This is a genomic window from Streptomyces sp. V4I8, assembly GCF_041261225.1.
In the GTDB taxonomy this organism is placed as follows: domain Bacteria; phylum Actinomycetota; class Actinomycetes; order Streptomycetales; family Streptomycetaceae; genus Streptomyces.
Genome location: NZ_JBGCCN010000001.1, coordinates 7,317,028 through 7,339,119 on the forward strand (window position 1 = coordinate 7,317,028; position 22,092 = coordinate 7,339,119).

At 71.1% G+C, this 22,092-nt stretch carries 20 protein-coding genes and 1 riboswitch; of the genes, 10 read left to right on the forward strand and 10 right to left on the reverse strand.

The features are described from left to right. The first annotated feature begins 62 nt into the window (after positions 1–62). From rlmN to ABIE67_RS33425, 5 genes are all read left to right on the forward strand, one after another. The gene (rlmN, locus tag ABIE67_RS33405; RefSeq protein ID WP_370265097.1) at positions 63–1,169 is read left to right on the forward strand and encodes a 23S rRNA (adenine(2503)-C(2))-methyltransferase RlmN; all 1,107 of its coding nucleotides are present in this window, start codon (positions 63–65) and stop codon (positions 1,167–1,169) included. 35 nt (positions 1,170–1,204) lie between these two features. Next, positions 1,205–1,312: riboswitch (TPP riboswitch) on the forward strand. 123 nt (positions 1,313–1,435) lie between these two features. Further along, positions 1,436–2,482: a thiamine ABC transporter substrate binding subunit gene (locus tag ABIE67_RS33410; RefSeq protein WP_370269191.1), complete on the forward strand. Its 1,047-nt coding sequence runs from the start codon at positions 1,436–1,438 to the stop codon at positions 2,480–2,482. Next, entirely contained in the window at positions 2,458–4,125 is a 1,668-nt protein-coding gene (locus tag ABIE67_RS33415) for an ABC transporter permease (protein ID WP_370265098.1), read from the forward strand. The genes ABIE67_RS33410 and ABIE67_RS33415 overlap by 25 nt, the downstream gene beginning before the upstream one ends. Beyond that, positions 4,126–5,145, forward strand: coding sequence for an ABC transporter ATP-binding protein (locus ABIE67_RS33420; protein ID WP_370265099.1), 1,020 nt, complete (start codon positions 4,126–4,128; stop codon positions 5,143–5,145). 25 nt (positions 5,146–5,170) lie between these two features. Next, complete coding sequence (locus tag ABIE67_RS33425) at positions 5,171–5,968, forward strand: maleylpyruvate isomerase family mycothiol-dependent enzyme (protein ID WP_370265100.1); 798 nt, start codon at positions 5,171–5,173, stop codon at positions 5,966–5,968. Between the two features lie 72 nt (positions 5,969–6,040). On the opposite strand, the gene ABIE67_RS33430 is transcribed toward ABIE67_RS33425, so the two are convergent. The 7 genes from ABIE67_RS33430 to ABIE67_RS33460 form a co-directional block, all read right to left on the reverse strand. Beyond that, positions 6,041–6,757 (reverse strand): LAETG motif-containing sortase-dependent surface protein, encoded by a 717-nt coding sequence (locus ABIE67_RS33430; RefSeq protein ID WP_370265101.1) that lies wholly within the window; start codon positions 6,755–6,757, stop codon positions 6,041–6,043. A 126-nt stretch (positions 6,758–6,883) separates the two neighbouring features. After that, positions 6,884–8,008, reverse strand: a complete 1,125-nt coding sequence (locus ABIE67_RS33435) for an LOG family protein (RefSeq protein WP_370265102.1) — start codon at positions 8,006–8,008, stop codon at positions 6,884–6,886. A gap of 47 nt (positions 8,009–8,055) precedes the next feature. Next, on the reverse strand, positions 8,056–8,475 hold the full coding sequence (locus tag ABIE67_RS33440) for a VOC family protein (RefSeq protein WP_370265103.1): 420 nt from the start codon (positions 8,473–8,475) through the stop codon (positions 8,056–8,058). Positions 8,476–8,579: 104 nt separating this feature from the next. After that, positions 8,580–9,983: a hypothetical protein gene (locus tag ABIE67_RS33445; RefSeq protein ID WP_370265104.1), complete on the reverse strand. Its 1,404-nt coding sequence runs from the start codon at positions 9,981–9,983 to the stop codon at positions 8,580–8,582. Further along, positions 9,965–10,705, reverse strand: coding sequence for an ABC transporter ATP-binding protein (locus ABIE67_RS33450; protein WP_370265105.1), 741 nt, complete (start codon positions 10,703–10,705; stop codon positions 9,965–9,967). The genes ABIE67_RS33445 and ABIE67_RS33450 overlap by 19 nt, the downstream gene beginning before the upstream one ends. A gap of 206 nt (positions 10,706–10,911) precedes the next feature. Beyond that, positions 10,912–12,285: an aspartate aminotransferase family protein gene (locus ABIE67_RS33455; protein ID WP_370265106.1), complete on the reverse strand. Its 1,374-nt coding sequence runs from the start codon at positions 12,283–12,285 to the stop codon at positions 10,912–10,914. Between the two features lie 19 nt (positions 12,286–12,304). Then, positions 12,305–12,823, reverse strand: coding sequence for an Lrp/AsnC family transcriptional regulator (locus tag ABIE67_RS33460; protein WP_370265107.1), 519 nt, complete (start codon positions 12,821–12,823; stop codon positions 12,305–12,307). A 191-nt stretch (positions 12,824–13,014) separates the two neighbouring features. Here ABIE67_RS33460 and ABIE67_RS33465 point away from each other — a divergent pair, with 191 nt between their 5' ends. Then, positions 13,015–14,454, forward strand: coding sequence for a gamma-aminobutyraldehyde dehydrogenase (locus ABIE67_RS33465; protein WP_370265108.1), 1,440 nt, complete (start codon positions 13,015–13,017; stop codon positions 14,452–14,454). A 194-nt stretch (positions 14,455–14,648) separates the two neighbouring features. Next, positions 14,649–15,839, forward strand: a complete 1,191-nt coding sequence (locus tag ABIE67_RS33470) for a PotD/PotF family extracellular solute-binding protein (protein WP_370265109.1) — start codon at positions 14,649–14,651, stop codon at positions 15,837–15,839. Between the two features lie 7 nt (positions 15,840–15,846). Here ABIE67_RS33470 and ABIE67_RS33475 read toward each other — a convergent pair whose 3' ends face one another. Beyond that, positions 15,847–17,199 carry a diacylglycerol kinase family protein gene (locus tag ABIE67_RS33475; RefSeq protein WP_370265110.1) on the reverse strand — a complete coding sequence of 451 codons (1,353 nt, stop codon included), beginning with the start codon at positions 17,197–17,199 and terminating at the stop codon, positions 15,847–15,849. Between the two features lie 126 nt (positions 17,200–17,325). Between ABIE67_RS33475 and ABIE67_RS33480 the strand changes: the two genes are divergently transcribed. Then, positions 17,326–17,865, forward strand: a complete 540-nt coding sequence (locus ABIE67_RS33480) for a hypothetical protein (RefSeq protein WP_370265111.1) — start codon at positions 17,326–17,328, stop codon at positions 17,863–17,865. Here the strand turns inward: ABIE67_RS33480 and ABIE67_RS33485 are convergent. Beyond that, positions 17,855–19,021, reverse strand: a complete 1,167-nt coding sequence (locus ABIE67_RS33485; protein ID WP_370265112.1) for a serine hydrolase domain-containing protein — start codon at positions 19,019–19,021, stop codon at positions 17,855–17,857. The two genes, ABIE67_RS33480 and ABIE67_RS33485, sit on opposite strands and share 11 nt — an antisense overlap. A gap of 298 nt (positions 19,022–19,319) precedes the next feature. Between ABIE67_RS33485 and ABIE67_RS33490 the strand changes: the two genes are divergently transcribed. After that, on the forward strand, positions 19,320–21,029 hold the full coding sequence (locus tag ABIE67_RS33490) for a sigma-70 family RNA polymerase sigma factor (RefSeq protein ID WP_370265113.1): 1,710 nt from the start codon (positions 19,320–19,322) through the stop codon (positions 21,027–21,029). On the opposite strand, the gene ABIE67_RS33495 is transcribed toward ABIE67_RS33490, so the two are convergent. Next, positions 21,018–21,368: a winged helix-turn-helix transcriptional regulator gene (locus ABIE67_RS33495; RefSeq protein ID WP_370265114.1), complete on the reverse strand. Its 351-nt coding sequence runs from the start codon at positions 21,366–21,368 to the stop codon at positions 21,018–21,020. The two genes, ABIE67_RS33490 and ABIE67_RS33495, sit on opposite strands and share 12 nt — an antisense overlap. Positions 21,369–21,408: 40 nt before the next feature. On the opposite strand from ABIE67_RS33495, the gene ABIE67_RS33500 reads away from it, so the two are divergent. Continuing rightward, the gene (locus tag ABIE67_RS33500; protein WP_370265115.1) at positions 21,409–22,038 is read left to right on the forward strand and encodes an NADPH-dependent F420 reductase; all 630 of its coding nucleotides are present in this window, start codon (positions 21,409–21,411) and stop codon (positions 22,036–22,038) included. The last annotated feature ends 54 nt before the right edge of the window (positions 22,039–22,092 follow it).

A 22,092-nucleotide genomic window follows, 5' to 3' on the forward strand; every position in this document is an offset into this window, starting at 1 on the left:
ACGATCACCGCGCCCGCCTCGGCTCCGGGCCACACCATTCGATCTGCGACACTGGTACAGCCATGCCTAAGCCCGGAGAACTCACATTCGCAGCCCCCCGCGGAGCCAAGAAGCCGCCGCGGCACCTTGCCGACCTCACGCCCGGTGAGCGTAAGGACGCCGTCGCCGCGATCGGCGAGAAGCCGTTTCGTGCCAAGCAGCTCTCGCAGCACTACTTCGCGCGCTACGCGCACGACCCGGAGCAGTGGACAGACATCCCGGCCGGGGCCCGCGCCAAGCTGCGTGAGGAGCTCTTTCCCGAGCTCATGACCGTCGTACGGCATCTGTCGACCGACCAGGGAGACACCCGCAAGACGCTGTGGCGGCTGTTCGACGGGACGCTCGTCGAGTCGGTGCTGATGCGGTACCCGGACCGGGTGACCATGTGCATCAGCTCGCAGGCGGGGTGCGGGATGAACTGCCCGTTCTGTGCGACCGGGCAGGCGGGGCTGGACCGGAATCTGTCGACCGCCGAGATCGTCCACCAGATCGTTGACGGGATGCGGGCGCTCAGGGACGGGGAGGTCCCCGGGGGGCCCGCCCGGCTGTCCAACATCGTCTTCATGGGGATGGGGGAGCCGCTCGCCAACTACAACCGGGTCGTGGGCGCCATCCGGCGGCTCACCGATCCGGAGCCGGACGGGCTCGGGCTCTCCCAGCGCGGCATCACCGTCTCGACCGTCGGTCTCGTCCCGGCCATCCACCGGTTCGCCGACGAGGGCTTCAAGTGCCGGCTCGCGATCTCGCTGCACGCGCCCGACGACGAGCTGCGCGACACCCTGGTGCCCGTCAATACGCGGTGGAAGGTACGTGAGGTGCTCGACTCGGGGTTCGAGTACGTCGCCAGGTCCGGCCGTCGGCTGTCCATCGAGTACGCCCTCATCCGGGACATCAACGACCAGGCCTGGCGTGGTGACCGGCTCGGGCGGCTGCTCAAGGGCAAGCCGGTGCATGTGAACCTGATCCCGCTGAACCCCACGCCGGGGTCGAAGTGGACCGCCTCCCGGCCCGAGGACGAGAAGGCGTTCGTCGAAGCCATCGCCGCGCACGGTGTGCCGGTGACGATCCGGGACACCCGTGGTCAGGAAATCGATGGAGCGTGCGGGCAGCTCGCCGCGACCGAGCGGTAGTCTGGCCACCGTAAGACCGCAGTAAGCACATCTTCATATTCCGACAGGGGAGCGCCACAGCGCTGAGAGTGCGGCATTCGGGCCGCAGACCCTCTGAACCTCGCCCAGGTCATTCTGGGTAGGAAGTTCGGTCACTACTCAAGCTGTTGCGCCCTGCCCGGGACCCCAGAGGCCGCGGGCAGGGCCGCGTCTCTTCCTGGTCACCCAGGAGGAATTCAGTGAGCATCACCCAGAAGCGGTTCGCGGCCGTCGTCGTGGGCCTCGGTATGGTCGGCCTGTCCGCGTGCGCGTCGTCGTCCGACTCCGGAGGGTCCGACGCCGGGGGCTCCGGCTCCAAGACCGTCACGCTCGTCGCCCACGACTCGTGGGCCGTCTCGAAGAACGTCCTCGCCGCCTTCGAGAAGCAGTCCGGCTACAAGGTCAGGGTCCTGGAGGACGGCGACGCCGGGCAGGCCGTCAACAAGGCCATCCTCACCAAGGACAACCCGCAGGGCGACGTCTTCTTCGGCGTCGACAACACCCTGCTCTCGCGGGCGCTCGACAACGGGCTGTTCCAGTCCTACGAGCCGAAGGGCGCCGACAAGATCGAGGCCCGGTACCGGGCCGACCAGGACCAGCACCGGGTCACGCCGATCGACACCGGCGACATCTGCGTCAACTACGACAAGGCGTACTTCAGCGAGCACAAGCTGGCCCCGCCGACGTCGTACGACGACCTGGTCAAGCCCGCGTACAAGGACCTCCTCGTCACCGAGAACGCCTCCACCTCCTCGCCCGGGCTCGGCTTCCTGCTCGGCACCGCCGCGAAGTACGGCGACGACGGCTGGGAGGACTACTGGAAGAAGCTGAAGGCCAACGGCGTGAAGGTCGTCGACGGCTGGGAGCAGGCCTACAACGAGGAGTTCTCCGGCTCGGCCGGCGGCAAGAAGGCCAAGGCCGACCGGCCGCTCGTCGTGTCGTACGCCTCCTCGCCGCCCGCCGAGGTGATCTACGGCGACCCGAAGCCGACGACCGCGCCCACGGGTGTCGCGACGGGCACCTGCTTCCGCCAGGTCGAGTACGCGGGCCTGCTGAGCAACGCGGCGAACGCCGAGGGCGGCAAGGCGCTCCTCGACTTCATGCTCACCAGGACGTTCCAGGACGACATGCCGCTCAACATGTTCGTCTACCCGGTGGTGGAGGCCGCCCAGGTGCCCGAGGAGTTCACGAAGTACGGACCGCAGGCCGAGGATCCCGAGACCATGGACCCGGCGAAGATCGCCGACAACCGTGACGACTGGGTCAAGTCGTGGACCTCGCTCGTACTGAAGTAGCCGCCCGGCGGAAGAGGGGCGCGGCGACGCGGCTCGGCCTCGTCGCCGTGCCCGTCGCGTTCTTCGCGCTCTTCTTCGCCTACCCCGTCGCCGCGATCGTCGCGCGCGGTCTGCAGGTGGACGGGGTATGGCAGTTCGGGCGCCTCGCGGACGTGCTCGGGCAGTCCGACATCCGGCACGTCCTGTGGTTCACTACCTGGCAGGCCCTCGCCTCCACCGCGCTGACCCTGCTGATCGCGCTGCCGGGCGCCTACGTCTTCGCCCGCTTCGACTTCCCCGGCAAACAGATCCTGCGCGCCGTCGTGACCGTCCCCTTCGTGCTGCCGACGGTCGTCGTCGGTACGGCGTTCCTCGCGCTCCTAGGCCGCGGCGGACTCCTCGACGAGCTCTGGGGCGTACGGCTGGACACCACTGTGTGGGCCATCCTGCTCGCGCACGTCTTCTTCAACTACGCGGTCGTCGTACGGACGGTCGGCGGCCTCTGGGCGCAGCTGGACCCGCGGCAGGAGGAGGCCGCGCGGATGCTCGGGGCGTCGCCCCTCAAAGCCTGGCGTCAGGTCACCCTCCCGGCCCTCGCGCCCGCCGTGGCCGCCGCCGCGCTGATGGTCTTCCTGTTCACCTTCACCTCCTTCGGTGTGGTGCAGATCCTCGGCGGCCCGGCCTTCTCGACCCTCGAAGTGGAGATCTACCGGCAGACCTCCGAGATCTTCGACCTGTCCACCGCAGCCGTCCTGACGATCATCCAGTTCCTCGCGGTGGGCGCGATCCTCGCCGTGCACGCCTGGACGGTACGGCGACGGGAGAGCGCCCTGCGCCTGGTGGACGCGTCGGTGACCGCGCGGCGACCGCGCGGGGCGGGGCAGTGGGCGCTGCTGGCCGGTGTCCTGGCCGTCATCGTCGTCCTCCTGCTGCTGCCGCTGGCCGTGCTGGTGCAGCGCTCGCTGGACGCGCCCGACTTCGGCTACTACCGGGCGCTGACCGACGCCGACGGCGGGGTCTTCCTCGTCGCGCCGATCGAGGCGATCGGCAATTCGCTCCAGTACGCCGTCGTCGCCACCCTCATCGCCGTGCTGATCGGCGGGCTGGCCGCGGCTGCGCTGACCCGACGGGACGCCGGCCGGTTCGTACGGGGCTTCGACGCGCTGTTGATGCTGCCGCTCGGGGTGTCCGCGGTGACGGTCGGGTTCGGGTTCCTGATCGCGCTGGACGAGCCGCCGCTGGACCTCCGCAGTACCTGGATCCTCGTGCCGCTGGCCCAGGCGCTGGTCGGGGTGCCCTTCGTCGTACGGACCATGCTGCCCGTGCTGCGGGCCGTCGACCAGCGGCTGCGCGAGGCGGCCTCGGTGCTGGGGGCCTCGCCCTGGCGGGTCTGGCGTGAGGTGGATCTGCCCATGGTGCGGCGGGCGCTGCTGATCGCCGCCGGGTTCGCCTTCGCGGTGTCGCTCGGCGAGTTCGGGGCGACCGTGTTCATCGCCCGGCCCGACAACCCGACGCTGCCGGTCGCCGTCGCGCGGCTGCTGGGGCGCGCCGGCGAGCTCAACTACGGCCAGGCGATGGCCCTTTCGACGGTACTGATGGTGGTGTGCGCGGTGGCGCTGCTGGTGCTGGAGCGGCTGCGAACGGATCGGACGGGGGAGTTCTAGATGCTGTTGAGTCTGGCGGGCGCGACCGTACGCTTCGGCGGGCGGGCCGTGCTGGACGCCGTCGACCTCGATGTCGCCGAGCACGAGATCGTGTGCGTGCTCGGGCCGAGCGGCAGCGGAAAGTCGACCCTGCTGCGGGCGGTGGCGGGGCTGCAACCCCTCGATGCCGGGCAGGTGTCGCTCGACGGGCGGGACCAGGCCGGGGTGCCCGCGCACAAGCGGGGCGTCGGCCTGATGTTCCAGGACCATCAGCTGTTCCCGCAGCGGGACGTCGGCGGCAATGTGGCCTTCGGGGCGCGGATGCATGGTGCCTCGAAGGGTGAACAGGCCGAGCGGGTACGGGAGTTGCTCGACCTGGTCGGACTGCCGGGCGCCGCCCGCCGGGCCGTCGCCTCGCTCTCCGGCGGGGAACAGCAGCGCGTGGCGCTGGCCCGCGCGCTCGCCCCCCGGCCGCGGCTGCTGATGCTGGATGAGCCCCTGGGGCAGCTCGACCGCTCGCTGCGGGAGCGCCTTGTCGTCGAACTCCGCGAGCTGTTCGGCCGGTTGGGCACCACGGTGCTGGCGGTGACGCACGACCAGGGCGAGGCCTTCGCGCTCGCCGACCGGGTCGTGGTGATGCGGGACGGGCGGATCGCCCAGACCGGCACGCCGCTGGAGGTGTGGCAGCGGCCGGTGGACGAGTTCGTGGCGCGCTTCCTCGGGTTCGATAACGTGGTCGAGGGCACCGTGGCCGGGGAGGCCGCGGACACGCCCTGGGGCAAGCTGCCGGTGGGCGAGGGCGCCGCGCAGGGCACGCGCACACTGCTCGTACGGCCGGCCGGTGTGCGGCTTGTCGCCGCCGACGCGGGGCTGCGCTGCACGGTCGGCGCGCGGACGTTCAAGGGCACGCATGTCGCCCTGCACCTCCAGCCGGAGGACGCGCCGCGCCTCGAAGCCGCGTGTGCGCTGCGGGACGCCCCCGAGGTCGGGGACGAGGTCGGCGTGGAGTTCGACGTGGCGGAAATTGTCGTGCTGGGCTGATCGCCCGGACCATACAGTGCGGGACATGACGTCACTCCCGCATGATCGCTACTGCGACGAAATCGCCCACCAGGTCGGCCTGTTGAGAGCAGTGGTGACCTCCGGTGCCGACCTGTCGGCCACCGTGCCGACCTGCCCGGACTGGTCGCTGGAACAGCTCGTGCGGCATACGGGCGGCGCCCTGCGCTGGGTGGAACTGATGGTGCGGACACGGGCGCAGGAGGAGATCCCCGAGGAGAAGGTCCCTCTCGCCGGAGGCCCGGACGAGAAGGGCGACCCCGCCGCTCTGGACGCCTGGCTGGCGGAGACCGGCGAGATGATCGTCGGAGCACTGCGGGAGGCCGGGCCGGACGCCGAGGTGTGGGGGTGGGCCGGGGTCCTCAACGCCGGGTTCTGGGCCCGCCGTATGACCCACGAGGTCACCGTCCACCGCGCGGACGCGACGCTCGCCGCGGGACAGCCCTACGACGTTGCCCCGGACATCGCCGCCGACGCGATCGACGAGTGGCTGGAGATCGTGGAGTGGGCGCAGCGGACGCTGCCGGACGACCCGGCGCGGGAGCTGCGGCGGCCGGGGAGCAGCATCCATCTGCACGCGACGGACAACACCCCCGGCGTCCACGCGGAGTGGGTTGTCGACCTCGCCGAGGACGTCATCAACTGGCGGCGCGGCCACGAGAAGGCGACCGTCGCACTCCGCGGCCCCCTCACCGCCGTACTGCTCGCCTTCTACCGTCGGCTGCCGCTGGACAGCCCCGAGGTGGAGGTGCTCGGCGAGCGGGAGCTGCTGGAGTTCTGGCTGGAGCGGGCGACCTTCGGGTGAGGTCGCCCGGTATGCCGAAGGCCCGCCCCCGGTGAGGGGGACGGGCCACAAGGGCATTGCTCAACGGGCGTGTCAGCGGTCGCTGCTCGCCCCGCGACGGCGCAGGCCGAAGAAGACCGCGCCGCCACCGACCGCGACCAGGGCGACCGCGATGCCGGCGATCAGGCCGGTGTTGGAGTTCGCGCCGGTCTCGGCGAGGTTGGAGTCACCGGCCGCCGGGGACGGGGCGCTGCTCGCCGTGTCCGCGGGGGTGGTGCTCTCGCTCTCCGAGGGCGTCGGGGTCGGGGAGTCGGTCTCCTCGGCCGGGGCCGAGGCGGCGTCCGACGGGGTCGGGGTGTCCGACGGAGCCGGCGGCTCCTCCTCGGTCTTCTTGCAGGCCGTGGACGGCGTCGTCAGGTTCGGCTTGATGTCCTCGTCGACATAGCCGGCGGCCTTGATGTGGACGCGGTACTCGGCGTCCGGCTTCCAGTCCTCGGCGAAGGTGATGGTGACACCCTCGCGCGAGCCCTTGACCACCTGCTCGCCGACCTTCTTCAGGTCGGCGCCGTTGTTCTGCAGGAAGACGCTGACGGTCGCCGGGACGCCGCTGGGGTCCACGTCGGTGACCGTGATGACACCCTTGTCGCCGTCGCACTTGGCTTCGGCGGAGAATTCACTGATGTTGCACGCGAGCGCGTTGCCCGCGAGGCCGAGCGCGAGCGCGGCCGAGGCGGAGGCAACACCAAGAGCGCGCACGGAACGCGCGACAGTACGGCGGTTTATGGACACTTTTGTCCTTACGAGTTGCATCACTGAGGGGGGTTGAACGAGGCGGTGACGTGACATCACCGTCCCCAGGAGTCTCACAGGTTTATAAGCGTGGCATAAGCAGTGTCAACGCATATGCAGCCCACAGCCGTTGGCTTTGCCCTCTTATTAATCGCTGAGACGTTTCAGCGCCTCCGGAGCCTCCTCGATCCGGTCGACGAGGGCGATCCGGGACTCCATCGACCGCTCCCGGGCGAGGGCCTGCAGCAGCGGCCAGGTCGGCAACTTCTCCGTCCAGTGGGCCCGGTTCACGAGCACCATCGGCGTCGGCTCGCCGCGCGACTCGTAGTAGTTCGGCGTCGCGTTGTCGAAGATCTCCTGAACGGTGCCGGCGGCACCCGGCAGGAAGACGACACCCGCGTTCGAGCGGGCCAGGAGGCCGTCCTCGCGGGTGGCGTTGGCGAAGTACTTGGCGAGGTGGGAGGCGAAGGGGTTCGGCGGCTCATGGCCGTAGAACCAGGTCGGGATGCCGACGGAGCGGCCGCCCTTCGGCCAGCGGGCACGCACCTCGAAGGCCGCCGTGGCCCACTCGGTGATCGAGGGCGTGAACAGGGGGGCCTTCGCCAGGAGCCGCAGCGCTTCGGTGAGCATCTCCTCGTCGTACGGGGCGGCGTACGCGCCGAGGTTGGCCGCTTCCATCGCGCCCGGCCCGCCGCCGGTGGCGACCGTGAGACCGGCGCGGGCCAGCTCCCGGCCGAGCCGCGCGGCACCCTCGTACGCCTCCGTGCCGCGCCGCATCGCGTGGCCGCCCATGACGCCCACCACCCGTGCGCCGGAAAGGAGTTCGTCGAGCGCGTCCGATATCGAGTCGTCGTGGACCGCGCGGAGCATGGAGGCGTAGATGTCGCCGTCCGCCTTGGTGCGCTGGAACCAGGCGTACGCCTGGGCGTCGGGCGTGCTCTCGTAGCCGTCCGCCGCCAGGGAGGCGAAGAGTTCGTCGGGGGAGTAGACCAGGCCGCGGTACGGGTCGAAGGGCAGACCCGGGACCGGCGGGAAGACGAGGGCGCCGTCCGTGCGGATCTTGGCCGCCGCCTCCTCGCGCATCGGGCAGCCGAGGAAGAGGGCGCCCGCCGTGTCGGTGCCGAGCAGTTCGCGCGTACGGTCCGTCAGATCGACGGCCTGGACGCGGAATCCGGCGAGGGAGCCGCGCGCCGAGACGGTCGCGTCGAACTCCTCCAGCGTCTCTATCTCACGGTCGTTGTGGTGGGCCGCATGGGCGGGCATCGTCTGCACCCGCCCATGCTAGGGGCCCCTGGGTACCGTGGACGGGGTGGCCGGCGTCAGCCCTCGATGGCCGACGGGTCCATCCAGACGACCTCCCAGGTGTGGCCGTCGAGGTCGTCGAAGGCGCGGCCGTACATGAAGCCGGGGTCCTGGACCTGGTCCGAGGCCGTGCCGCCGGCCGCGACGGCCTTCTCGACCAGCTCGTCGACCTTCTCGCGGCTCTCGGCGCTCAGACAGATCAGCACCTCGCTCGTCTTCGAGGCGTCCGCGATCTCCTTCTTGGTGAAGGTCGAGTAGAACGACTTGGTGAGCAGCATCGCGACGATGGTGTCGCTGATCACGACGGAGGCCGCGTTCTCGTCGCTGAACTGCGGGTTGAGCGAGTAACCGAGCTCCGTGAAGAACTTCTTCGAGGCGTCGAGGTCGTTCACGGGCAGGTTCAGGAAGATCATCTGCTGGTACGCGGGGGCGGTCATCGTGGTCTCTCCCATCGGGGTGGCTGCTGTTCGATGGGGTAGACCGGGGGTCCGAGCGGAACTCATCGCCGGGCGGAGATTTTTTTCGTACGAGTTTTCCGGCTTCAGCGTGCTGCCAGGGGCAGCGCGGCCAGCTCGGCCACGATCAGGATGAGCGGGCAGAAGAAGGCGAGCAGGGCACCGGCGCGCAGGACCGCCGCGCTGCGGAGCAGCGTGGCGGGGGCGCCGAGCCGGAGCAGCGCGGCCGTGGTGTCGGCGCGGGCCTGCTTGGCCTCCACGGCGGCCGTGAGGAGGGTGGCCACGGTGCAGCCGGTGACCACGGTGGCGCCGAGGGTGCTGAGCGGGCCGACGGTGGCGGTGGCCGCCGAGGCGGAGAGGGGGGCGATGGCGTACGCCGTGGAGGCCACGGCGCAGACGACGCCGAGGGGGCGGCCGATGCGGGTAGCTTCCGCCATGAGGACACGGCCGGCCAGGAGCCGGACGGCGCCCGGGCGCGCGGCCTGGAGGAGACGGCCGCAGAGGTGGGTGAGGCCGGGGGCGGCCAGGGCCAGCCCGAGCGCGGTCAGAAGCCAGCCGGCCAGTACTCCGGCGGGGCCGCTGGGCAGGGCGGAGGGGAGGGTGAGAGCGCCGCTTGCCGCGCGGGCGGCGTAGGCCTCCACGGCCAGGCCCGCGGCGACGATGGCGATGCCCCAGGGGAGGCCGGCGGGGGGTTTGCGGGGGGCTGGGAGGTGGGCCATGTGGTCCAGCGCTTCCGCGGTCACCTCGGGGGCGGCCGGGGCGGTGGCCGGTTCGTCCGCCTGCTCGCTCGCGTGCTCACTCGCCGGTTCGCCCGTCTGCTCACTCGCCTGCTCCGGCGGGGTGCCGCCTTTCTCCGGAGCGCCTCGCCGGCGTGCCCCGAACCGCCCGTACGCCCCGAACGTCTCCCGTGCCACCGACCTGCCGTGCGCCCCGAAGCGGCGGTACGACCTCCCCTGGGCGCCCCGTGCCCCGGTGGGGCCGAGCTCCTTGGGCCGGAGCGCGAAGGCCACCGTCGTCGACGCGATCGCCGGTACCAGGGTGAGCAGGGTCAGGGCGGCCGGCAGGGGGAGGGGGCTGTCCGCTGCCAGGAACTGCGCGGCCGCGCCGTCGAAGGGCATGCCCGTCAGATCGCCTCGCAGGTGGAGGAAGACCAGCAGCGCGAGCATCGAGCCGAGGGTGCAGGACAGGGCCGTGGTGGTGGCCGAGACCAGCATCAGGCGGGCCGGGCCCAGGCCGATCGCCGCCAGACCGGGGCCGGGCCTGGTCCCGGGATCGGTGCGGGCCACCGCCACCGCGAGGTGGATCGTCGCGGCCAGCGGGGGGACGCACCAGGCCAGGCGCAGGACCGACGCGCCGGCGTCGGCGTGGGACATGGCGTAGCCCAGGGCGCAGAGCAGCAGGAAGCCCGTGCCCGCCGAGGCCGCCGTCACGAGCAGGCGGCGCAGCTGTACGGCGGGCCGGGCGCTTCGGGTCAGACGGAGAGCGAGCACGCGGCCCGGCCTTCCGTCGCGGTGACCGGAGGCAGGTGCACCGTGTTGACGCGCCGCCCGTCCAGGAGCGCGATCGTGCGGTCGGCGAAGGCCGCGTTCTCCACGTCGTACGTGGCCAGGACGACCGTGATGCCGTGCGAGCGGGCCGCTGTCGTCAGGGCGCGCAGGACGTGTGCGCGGTCGGCGCGGTGCAGGGGGGCCGTCGGTTCGTCGGCGAACAGGACCGTGGGTGAGGGGGCCAGCGCCCGGGCGATGCAGACGCGCTGCCGTTCGGCCTGGACCAGCTGGTGCGGGCGCTTGCGGGCCGACTCGCCGACGTCCAGGCGGTTCAGCCACTCCAGCGCGGCCGTCTTGGCGCGGCGGCGGCTGGTGCCGCGCAGCATCAGGGGGAGGGCGGCGTTCTCCCAGACATTCAGTTCGGGGACGAGCGTCGGGATCGGGTCGATCCAGGTGAACCGGTCGCGGCGGAGGCGTTCGCGGGCCGGCGCGCCCATGGTGTGCACCGGGAGGCTGTTGAACCAGACTTCGCCGCCCCGCGCCGGGAGCAGGCCGGACAGACACCTCAGGAGAGCCGTCTTGCCGCTGCCGCGCGGGCCGGTGACGGCGAGGATCTCGCCCTCGCGCACACCGAGCGAGACCCCGCCGAGCGCGGGGGAGCCGTCGCGGTGCGTGAAGTGCAGCGCGCGTGCCCAGAGCACGTCGTTGTCCGGCGGAGCCTCCATGGGCGTACACCTCGTCAGATCCGTAGTTCCCGTGCCGTTCCCCCGTGCGGGGGAACGAAGACAGGGCCGATCGGTTACCAGGCACGCTAAGGATCCGGGACCGGAACGCCGGACAGCACGCGGCGGGGGTGCACCCTTCTCACTCCTACGGGTGCACCCCCGCCGTCGTACCGTCGAAGGCCGGAGTTCTGTCGAACTGCCGGAGGCTAGAGCTTGGTCCACGCCTCCGACAGGGTCGCCCGCAGGATCTGCTCGATCTCGTCGAACGTCTCCTGGTTGGAGATCAGCGGCGGCGCGAGCTGGACGACCGGGTCACCCCTGTCATCGGCACGGCAGTACAGGCCGTTGTCGTACAGCGCCTTGGAGAGGAAGCCGTAGAGGACCCGCTCGGTCTCCTCGTCGTTGAAGGACTCCTTCGTCGCCTTGTCCTTGACGAGCTCGATGCCGTAGAAGAAGCCGTTGCCGCGGACGTCGCCGACGATCGGCAGGTCGTGGAGCTTCTCCAGGGTGGCGCGGAAGGCTCCCTCGTTGTCGAGGACGTGCTGGTTGAGGCCCTCGCGCTCGAAGAGGTCGAGGTTGGCCAGGCCCACCGCGGCCGACACGGGGTGGCCGCCGAAGGTGTAGCCGTGCAGGAAGGTGTTGTCGCCCTTGTAGAACGGCTCGGCCAGGCGGTCGGAGATGATGCAGGCGCCGATGGGGGAGTAGCCGGACGTCATGCCCTTGGCGCAGGTGATCATGTCCGGGACGTAGCCGAACTTGTCGCAGGCGAACGTCGTGCCCAGGCGGCCGAAGGCGCAGATGACCTCGTCGGACACCAGCAGGACGTCGTACTGGTCGCAGATCTCGCGCACCCGCTGGAAGTAGCCGGGCGGGGGCGGGAAGCAGCCGCCCGCGTTCTGCACCGGCTCCAGGAAGACCGCGGCGACCGTGTCCGGGCCCTCGAAGAGGATCTGCTGCTCGATCTGGTCGGCGGCCCAGCGGCCGAAGGCCTCCGGGTCGTCGCCGAAGAGCGGGGCGCGGTAGATGTTGGTGTTCGGGACCTTGTGCGCGCCGGGGACCAGCGGCTCGAAGGGGGCCTTCAGGCCCGGCAGGCCGGTGATCGACAGGGCGCCCTGCGGGGTGCCGTGATACGCCACCGCACGGGAGATCACCTTGTACTTGGTGGGCTTGCCGACCAGCTTGAAGTACTGCTTGGCGAGCTTCCAGGCGGTCTCGACCGCCTCACCGCCGCCGGTGGTGAAGAACACCTTGTTGAGGTCGCCCGGCGCCTCGTGGGCCAGCCGCTCCGCCAGCTCCACGGCCTTCGGGTGGGCGTAGGACCACACCGGGAAGAACGCCAGCTCCTGCGCCTGCTTGAACGCGGTCTCGGCCAGCTCGACCCGGCCGTGCCCGGCCTGCACCACGAACAGGCCGGCGAGGCCGTCGAGGTAGCGCTTGCCCTTGTCGTCGTAGATGTAGGTGCCCTCGCCCCGGACGATGGTCGGGACGGGGGACTTCTCGTACGAGGACATACGCGTGAAGTGCATCCACAAGTGGTCGTACGCGGTCCTGCTGAGGTCCTGAGGGCTGTTGCTGCTCACGGTTATCGGGTCCTCACGGTTATCGGGTTCCCCACATGTAGGTCTGCTTCTTGAGCTTGAGGTAGACGAAGCTCTCGGTCGAGCGCACGCCGGGGAGGGCCCGGATGCGGCGGTTGATGACGTCCAGGAGGTGGTCGTCGTCCTCGCAGACGATCTCCACCATCAGGTCGAAGGACCCGGCGGTCATCACCACGTACTCGCATTCGGACATGGCGGTCAGCGCGTCGGCGACCGACTCCACATCGCCCTCGACGTTGACACCGACCATCGCCTGCCGGCGGAAGCCCACGGTGAGCGGGTCCGTGACGGCGACGATCTGCATCACGCCCTGGTCGAGCAGCTTCTGGACGCGCTGGCGCACGGCCGCCTCGGACAGGCCCACGGCCTTGCCGATGGCGGCGTACGGCCGGCGGCCGTCCTCCTGAAGTTGTTCGATGATGGCGAGGGAGACGGAGTCCAGCTGGGGACCGCCGCCGTTCCTGGACTCGCGGGAGTCCCTGTGCTCTGCGCTTCGACTGGCCACGACGTCACTGTGCACGACGTCTCGACAGTTCCGCAAGGCCGAAGCGATGAAATTCGTTGTTTACGAGACTGAGACTTGCGGATTTCGCAGCCTTGGCGCGATCGGGGGTGTTGAAAACGTGGCTCGGCCGACTAGGGTGGGTGTCTCAGTAACTGGACAACCAGGACTGACAGCCAGTAGCAGTGAGACCTGACAGGAGGCCGGCAGTGAGCACCGAGCTGCGTCGTCTGCGCAACTACATCGACGGTGAGTTCCGGGACGCCGCCGACGGACGGACCACCGACGTGGTCAACCCCGCGACGGGCGAGGCGTACGCGACCGCGCCGCTGTCCGGGCAGGCGGACGTCGACGCCGCGATGGAGGCCGCCGCGAGGGCCTTCCCCGGCTGGCGTGACACGACCCCCGCCGAGCGGCAGAAGGCCCTGCTGAAGATCGCGGACGCGTTCGAGGAGCGGGCCGAGGAGCTCATCGCGGCCGAGGTGGAGAACACCGGCAAGCCGATCGGACTCACGCGGTCCGAGGAGATCCCGCCGATGGTGGACCAGATCCGCTTCTTCGCGGGTGCGGCGCGGATGCTCGAGGGCCGCTCGGCCGGTGAGTACATGGAGGGCCTGACCTCGATCGTCCGCCGTGAGCCGGTCGGTGTGTGCGCGCAGGTCGCGCCCTGGAACTACCCGATGATGATGGCCGTGTGGAAGTTCGCGCCTGCGATCGCGGCGGGCAACACGGTCGTCCTGAAGCCGTCCGACACGACTCCGGCGTCGACGGTCCTGATCGCCGAGATCATCGGCGCGATCCTGCCCAAGGGCGTCTTCAACGTCATCACCGGCGACCGCGACACCGGCCGCCTCATGGTCGAGCACCCGACCCCGGCGATGGCGTCCATCACCGGCTCCGTGCGCGCCGGCATGTCGGTCGCCGAGTCGGCCTCCAAGGACCTCAAGCGGGTCCACCTGGAGCTGGGCGGCAAGGCGCCGGTCGTGGTCTTCGACGACACCGACATCGCCAAGGCCGTGGAGGACATCTCCGTCGCCGGCTTCTTCAACGCCGGGCAGGACTGTACGGCCGCCACGCGCGTGCTCGTACAGGAGGCCATCCACGACGAGTTCGTGCAGGCGCTCGCGAAGGCCGCCGCCGACACGAAGACCGGTCAGCCGGACGACGAGGACGTGCTCTTCGGCCCGCTCAACAACCCCAACCAGCTCAAGCAGGTCTCCGGGTTCATCGACCGGCTGCCCGCCCACGCCAAGGTCGAGGCCGGCGGCCACCAGGTCGGTGAGAAGGGGTACTTCTACGCGCCGACCGTGGTCTCCGGGCTGAAGCAGGACGACGAGATCGTCCAGAAGGAGGTCTTCGGGCCGGTCATCACCGTCCAGTCCTTCTCGGACGAGGACCAGGCCGTCGAGTGGGCCAACGGCGTGGAGTACGCGCTGGCTTCGTCCGTGTGGACGAAGGACCACGGGCGGGCGATGCGGATGTCGAAGAAGCTGGACTTCGGGTGCGTGTGGATCAACACGCACATTCCGCTGGTCGCGGAGATGCCGCATGGCGGGTTCAAGAAGTCGGGGTACGGCAAGGACCTTTCGGCTTACGGGTTCGATGACTACACGCGGATCAAGCATGTGATGACGTCGCTGGACGCGTAGACCGTAGACCGTAGGCCGGCGGTCGGATTTCGGCTGCGGGGGCGTGGGGGCTGGTCGCGCACACGCGGCGGAGCCGCATATCGATACAGCCCCGCGCCCCTTCAGGGCGTGATCGACAAGGTGTCGGGCAGGCGCCGTTCCGCTCGACGGGACGTCGATTGCCCGGCCGTCGGTCGTGGCGGCATGCTGCGGCAATGGCTCTCCCTCCGAGCAACTCCCCGCTGTCCCGCCGGACCCTGCTGCGCACCCTCGGTGCGGGTGCGCTGTCGGGCGGGCTCGCCGGTTGTGGTGTGCCCGCCGCGTACGTTCCGCCCGCCGACCGGGCCGCCGCCGATCTCTCCGCCACCGACAAGCGGCTCACCTGGGCGAACTGGCCGCTGTACATCGACACGGACGACGCGGACGAGACGCGGCGGCCGTCGCTGGAGGCGTTCGAGAAGCGCACCGGGATCTCCGTCGAGTACGTCGAGGAGATCAACGACAACGACGAGTTCTTCGGCAAGATCAGCCCCGCCCTGATGAACCACCAGCGCACCGGCCGCGACCTCATCGTCATCAGTGACTGGATGTGCGCCCGGTTCGTACGGCTGGGCTGGGTGCAGGAGATGGACCGGGCGCGCCAGCCGAACGTGACCGAGTACCTGGACCCGCTGCTGCGTTCACCGGCCTTCGACCCCGGGCGGAAGTTCACCGTGCCATGGCAGTCCGGCATCACGGGCATCGCGTACAACCGCCGTCGGCTGGGCCGCGACATACGCGGCGTCTCCGAACTGTGGGCCGGCGACCTTAAGGGCCGGGTGACGCTCCTCTCCGGTCTCGACGAGGCCTTCGCGCTGCTCATGCAGGGCAACGGCGTCGACATCACCCGGTGGACGGCGGACGACTTCCACCGGATCTGCGACCAGGTCGAGGAGCAGGTCGGCAAGGGACAGATCCGCCGCTTCACCGGCAACGACTACATCAAGGACCTGTCGAGCGGCGACGTACTGGCCTGCCAGGCCTACTCCGGTGACGTCATCCAGCTCCAGGCCGACGACCCCGACATCCGCTTCGTCGTCCCCGAGGAGGGCGCCGAGCTGTGGTCGGAGTCACTGATGATCCCCAACCTGGCCCGCCACAAGACCAACGCCGAGCGGCTGGTCGACTACTACTACGAGCCCGAGGTCGCCGCCGAACTGGCCGCCTGGGTCAACTACGTCTGCCCCGTCCCGGCCGCCCGGGACGTGCTCGCCTCCGCCAAGGACGAGGAGACGGCCGCGCTGGCCGAGGACCCGCTGATCTTCCCGGACTCGGCGATGCGTGAACGGCTGGCCATCGCGCGGGACATCACGTCCGAGGAGCGGGTGGGGTTCGCCAAGCGATGGAACGCCATCGCGGGGTTGTAAGGAGCCCTCATCCCCAGTGCCGATGATGCACCGCCGCCGTCCGCCCCACCGTCGCCGCCAGTTTGCGCAGTCGGCGCCAGTCCAGGCGGGGAACGGGCTGCGGGACGCCGGGGCGTTTGCGGGGGACTCGGACGCGTAGGGCGCCGGGGGCGATACGGCAGTGGACCGGGGCCGGGAGGACGAGGGCCTCGCCGTCGATGCCGGCCTCGATCTCCTCGCGGTCGGCTTCGATGACCACCTCGGGCGCGGTCAGGATGGTGAGGCCGCCCGGCGCGGGATCGAGGAGCAGCCCTGCGACCTCGGCCGCGTTGTCCACCCTGATACCGAGGACGCCGAGGACCGCGGCGTCGAGGCGGTCGCGGCGGCCGAGGCCGAAGGGGTCGTCCGTGCGGTAGGGGTTGTTGCTGACCAGCACGGCATGCGGAGCGTCGAGGGTTCTGCCCGCCGCGCGGGCGGTGAGCCGCGGGCCCTGCTGGCGGGTGATCAGGCCGGGCAGCAGCTCCAGGCTGGTGCCGATCTTGTCGTCGCGGTAGCCGGGGCTCTGCACGATGGCCGCGTACGCCCCGAAGGACGCGTTGTTGACGAAGGGCCGGCCGCCCGCGTAGCCGAGGTCGACGCGGAGTTCCACGCCGTCGGTGAGCGCGTCGAGGCAGGTGGAGGGGTCCTCGCGGTCGAGGCCCAGGTCCATGGCGAAGTGGTTGCGGGTGCCGGCGCTGATCACCAGGAACGGGATGTCGTACGCGACGGCGACGGCCGCGACCAGCGCCTGGGTGCCGTCACCGCCCGCGACGCCCAGCAGGTCCGCGCCCTCGTCCACGGCCTTGCGGGCCAGGGCGGTGACGTCCTGCTGCTCGTCGGGGTCGAGCAGGATGACGCGGGCGCCGAGGCGCTCGGCCTTCTCCTGGAGTGCGAAGCGGACCACCTTCCCGCCGCCCGAGCGCGGGTTCATGATCAGGTACGGCCGCTGCGGCGGCGGCGCCTTGCGCTCCCGCATCACCCGCACCCGGGAGCTGCCCGTGCCCCGCAGCGCGTACCGACCGCTCCAGACGGCCACAGCCCACAGCGCCACGGACGCCAGCAGCGACCAGAACAGGGTGGCCGCGAACAGGGCGATGAGGGCGGCCGGCAGCGCCAGGGCCACCACGGCCGCCGCCCAGCGCAGCGGGCCGCGCAGGGTCAGCGTCCACCACACCGCGATCGCGCTGAGGCCCAGGCCCGCCGCCCCGGCCACCAGCAGCAGAACCCCGCCGACGCCGCCGTACGCGAGCGGCACCAGCACCGCGAGCCCCGCGGCGGCCAACGCCGTCCGCGCCGCCCACCGCTGTGCGCGATAGGCCCGCCCGCTCAAGTCCAGGGCCATGATTCCTCCGTTCGCCGCGCACATCGTAGGACTGGTCCGGCCCTGGCTGAACAACGGAGGCCGGGGGCGGGCGGAAAGGGCAGGGCTCTTTTTGAACGTGTTCAATCGCAGGCGTACGCTGACCCCATGAGCGACAGAGCCGCCCTGCTCAAGGGCATCCGCGTCTGGCTGGTCTTCTTCGTCGTCTGCCTGGTGCTCAGCGGCGCCACGGCCTTCCCCCTCGTCCATGAACTGCGCTGGACCGAGGACCTGTTGCGCGCCCTGTCGGTGCCGGAGCACCTGCCCGGCCTCATGGACTGGATCGAGCGGGTGCGGCGTGGTCTCGACGCCGCCGACGCCGACCACCCCTTCCTCCTCTATGGCACGGACTGGCTGGCCTTCGCGCATCTCGTCATCGCCGTCGCCTTCTACGGTCCCTACCGCGACCCGGTCCGCAACATCTGGGTCGTCGAGTTCGGGATGATCGCCTGCGCCGGCATCGTCCCGCTCGCCCTCGTCTGCGGGCCGATGCGCGGCATCCCCTTCTGGTGGTCGGTGATCGACATGTCCTTCGGCGTCTTCGGGGTCATCCCGCTGTACGCCGTACGGAAGAAGATCAAGCGGCTGGAGGCGCTGACGGCGAGCGTGCCGGCAGCGCCCGCCGGGGCCGCCGTCGTCAGCGGTTGAACGCCGGGAAGGCGAAGCGCTGGGCGATGGCCAGGCCGTCGCCCTTCGCGTCGGTCGAGTTGACCGAGTAGACCACCGTGCGGGACAGGTCCCGGGTGGCCGCGACGACGGTGTGATAGCCGGGGCGGGCGCCCGTCTTGGCCCAGATGACCTTGCCGTTCAGCTCGAAACGCTGCAATCCGGCACTCATGGTGGCCCCGTCGATGTCCGGGACCGTGAAGATCTCCTTCAGCTGCGGCTCGGGCACGACCCGGCCGCGGAACAGCGCGAACAGCAGTCGTTCCAGGTCCGCCGTCGTCGAGATCATGTCGCCGGCCGCGAACCGGTCGGACATGTTCCACTCGGTCACGTCGACGAGCTTGCCGTCGATCCAGTCGTAGCCGCGGTTGTGCGGACCGTGGATGCGGGGGTCCGGGCCGGCCGGGAAGGAGGTGTGCCGCATGCCGAGCGGGCGGAAGATCCGTACGGCCGCCTGGTGGGCGTACGAGTCGCCGGTGACCTTCTCGATCAGCATGCCCAGCACGGTGTAGTGGATGTTGCCGTACCGCTGGTGCTCGCCGGGCGCGTGGTCGGGGTCGGGGCCCTTGGCGACCGACGCGGCCACCACCTCCTCCGGGGTCAGCGTCTCGAAGCGGTGCTCGTAGCCGTCGTCGACGTCCTCGCCGAGGGAGGCGCCCGGCTGGAGACCGCTGGTGAAGTTCAGCAGCTGGCGCACGGTGATCGGCGCGAAGTCCTTCGTGAGCAGGCCGGGCAGGTACTGCTGCACGGTCCCGTCGAGGGAGATCCGCCCCTCGGCGGCGAGCTGCAGCACGATCGCCGAGGTCACGATCTTCGTCGTCGAACCGGCGCGGAAGCGGGCGTTCTCCAGCGCGGGCGCCCCGGTTCGCATGTCCCGCACTCCGGCCACCCCGTGCCAGCTCCCCTTGCCGCCCACGCGGATCAGCGCGGCCGTCGCGTCCCTGTCGGGCAGTCCGGCGAGCGCGGCGCACAGGGCCTTCACGTCCGGGCCGTCCTGGGTGGCGGCCTCGATCGCCCGCGCGGAGCACGACGACGAGGACGACGCGGGCCGCGCGGACGCCGTCCCGGCCAGTGGCAGTGCGGTCAGGGCAAGGGCGAGCGCGGAGGTGAGGAGGGCGGGAAGCGGCCGTACGGGCATCTGCTGCTCCTGAAGTCGACGGGATGTCTGTGATCATCGTCAGGGCGAGGCGGGCCGGGCCGAATCGTCGGCGAGGAGGGGCTCGACCCTGGGGGCGCCCGGAGCAAGTGCCTTGCGGAACACGGGTGTTGTAAGGGATCGCCCTTACGGGACCGGGACCGGGGGCGGGGCCGCGGCGCCGACTGCCGAAAAAGTGTTATCCCCGTTCCCTTCACCGCGGCTCCACTCCGGAAGCGGAATGTGATCTCTGATATAGCCAGCGGCGCTGGTCAGGCTGGAAGGTGCGTACGGGCAGCACATGACCTGGGAGAGGACGCACGTGGACGAGGGAGCCCGCAGGCAGTGGCGCTCCACCATCGCGGCGGCGCAGGCCGGTGACCGGCAGGCGCTGGACGAGCTGGTCGAGGGGTGGCTGCCGCTGGTCTACAACGTGGTCGGGCGGGCCCTGAACGGCCACGCCGACGTCGACGACGTCGTCCAGGAGACCATGCTGCGGGCCGTCGACAACCTCGGCTCGCTGCGGGACCCGGACAGCTTCCGCTCCTGGCTGGTCGCCATCGCCATGCGGCAGATACGGGACCGGGCGCGCCGCAGGCAGCCCGACCGGCTCGAGGAGTCGGCCGCGCGCGAGGCCACCGACTTCGCCGAGCTCACCGTGCTGCGGCTCCAGTTGGAGGGGCAGCGGCGCGAGGTCGCGGAGGCGGTGCGCTGGCTGGACGACGAGGACCGGCAGTTGCTGTCGCTGTGGTGGCTGGAGGTCGCGGGCGAGCTGACCCGGCGCGAACTGGCCGCCGCGGCCGGCATCAGCCGGCAGCACGCCGCGGTGCGCGTCCAGCGGGTGAAGGAACGGCTGGAGACCGCGCGCGGCATCGTACGGGCGCTGGACAGCGCCTGCCCCGGCCTGCGCGACCTGACCGCCCGCTGGAACGGCCGCCCCGACTCGGTCTGGCGCAAGCGGCTGGCCCGGCACATCAGGGGCTGCGGCTACTGCGGCGACACCCGCGAGGCGGTCGTACCGGCGGAACGGCTCCTCGTAGGCATCGCGCTCGTCCCGATCCCCGTCGGCTTCACCCTCTCCCTGGCCCTCGGTGGCAAGACGGCGGCCGCGGCGACGGCGGCGACCTCCGTCGGCTGGTCGGCGAAGGTGATGGCCGCGCTCACCCAGCCGGCCGTGGCGGTGACGGCCGGCGCGACGATCGTCGCGGGCGGCGCGTACGTCGTCACCCAGGCCCCCGACGCCCCGCCGTCGCGCGCGGCAGCCCCCACGGCCGCGAGCACGGCCCGCCCGCCGTCGCCCACGCCGTCCGCCACACCGTCGGCCATGTCCTCACCCTCACCGTCGCCGTCCCGGACCCGGAAGGTCGACCTGTACGGCACGATCGTCGACGCCGCCGACCAGGCCCCCGACCCGAACGCCGAGCCCGCCGCCCTGCCCCGCCGCCCCGAGTCCGGCATCACCAGCACCTGGGGCGCGAAGGCCGTCATGCAGCACCGCGGCGAGAGCGTCACGCTCAGCGGGCAGGGCTATGTCCTGGTGCGCTGGCAGATCGCCCCGCACGACCGGCCCGGCGCGCTGGCCATGCCCACCTGGACCGGCCTCAAGGGCGAGATCTTCCACGTCGCCTCCGGAGGCGGCCGCCGCATGGACGACGTCATCGGGGACGGCTCCGACCGGGGCTACGTCACCGGCATGGGCGGCCCGGACATCGGCTACACGGTCCTGCCCGACGGCACCCAGCAGATGTGGCAGAACGAGTACTTCTACCTCGACGGCACCGTCACCCTCCACCAGAACGAGCGCGGCGCCTCCTACGGCCTGACCGTCATGCCGTCCAGCTGGGACAAGGTGAACGACGACGTCCGGTACGGCCCTCCACAGGGCGCCATCCGCTACGGCCTGGTCCGCGACAACGGCAAGGACACCGCGCCGGTCCCGCAGTACGTCACCCGCGCGACGCCGGCCGACCCGGCGACGGTGGCTCAGCGCTCCCGCGTGTCACCGTCGTAGCGGTCCTGCCGCCATGACCTCGTCGCCGTGCTCGAAGGCCCAGGCGCCGAAGGACTCGATCGGGCCGAGCAGCGACCGCCCCAGCGCGGTGAGTTCGTACTCGACGCGCGGCGGAGCACCGCCGTACGCCCGCCGCGCGACGAGCTCGTTGAACTCGAGTCGGCGCAGGGTCTCGGTGAGGACCTTCTGGCTGATCCCGCCGATGCGGTCGCGGAGTTCGCCGTGCCGCACCGGCCCGTGCCGCAGCGCCCAAAGTGCCACGGCGTTCCAGGTGTTGGCGAGCAGATCGAAGGCGAGGCGGGCGCGGCAGTCGGCGAGGAACGCGTGGTCGGTGGTCACGTACCGAATGGTGCCCGAGCGGCTTCCTGCAGTCAGGCACATGCGAATCGGAATTCTCGGTACGGGCGGTATGGCGGACGCGTTGGGGACGCAGTGGCGGCGGGCGGGGCACGAGGTGGTCGCCGGGAGCCGCTCGGGCGGGCTTCGGGAGGCGGCCGAGTCCGGGACGGACGCCGTCCTGCTCGCGGTTCCCTACGGGGCGGTGGTCGAGGTGGTCGGCGCGCTCGAACCGGTGCTGCGCGGACGGGTGTTGATCGACTGCACCAATCCGGTCGGCCCGGGCTTCGGCCTGCTCACGGCAGGCGGTCCCGCGGCGGCCGAGCGCATCGCCGCCACCGCCCCCGCCGCGCACGTGGTCAAGGCCTTCAACCTCTGCCACGTCGACGTGTGGCGGACGACGCCGCCCGTGTTCGACGGCGGCCCGCCGGCGGTTCCGTTGTGCGGGGACGACGCGGCGGCCCTGTCCGTCGTACGACGACTTGTACGCGACCTCGGCTGCGAGCCGCTGAACGCCGGGGGACTGGACCGGGCCGGGCTGCTGGAGGCGACCGCCGCGCTGCTGATCGGGTTGTGGGTGGGGGAGGGGGCGGACGCCCAGGCGATCGCACCGCCGCTCGCGTCCGCCGGTGGGCGTGCCCAGGCCCTGTCGTCTGGATCAGCTCGGCTGTGAGGATCGGTTCCTCTCGGCCGACCCGAGCGGGGCATGGCGGGTGCGGCTGCAAGG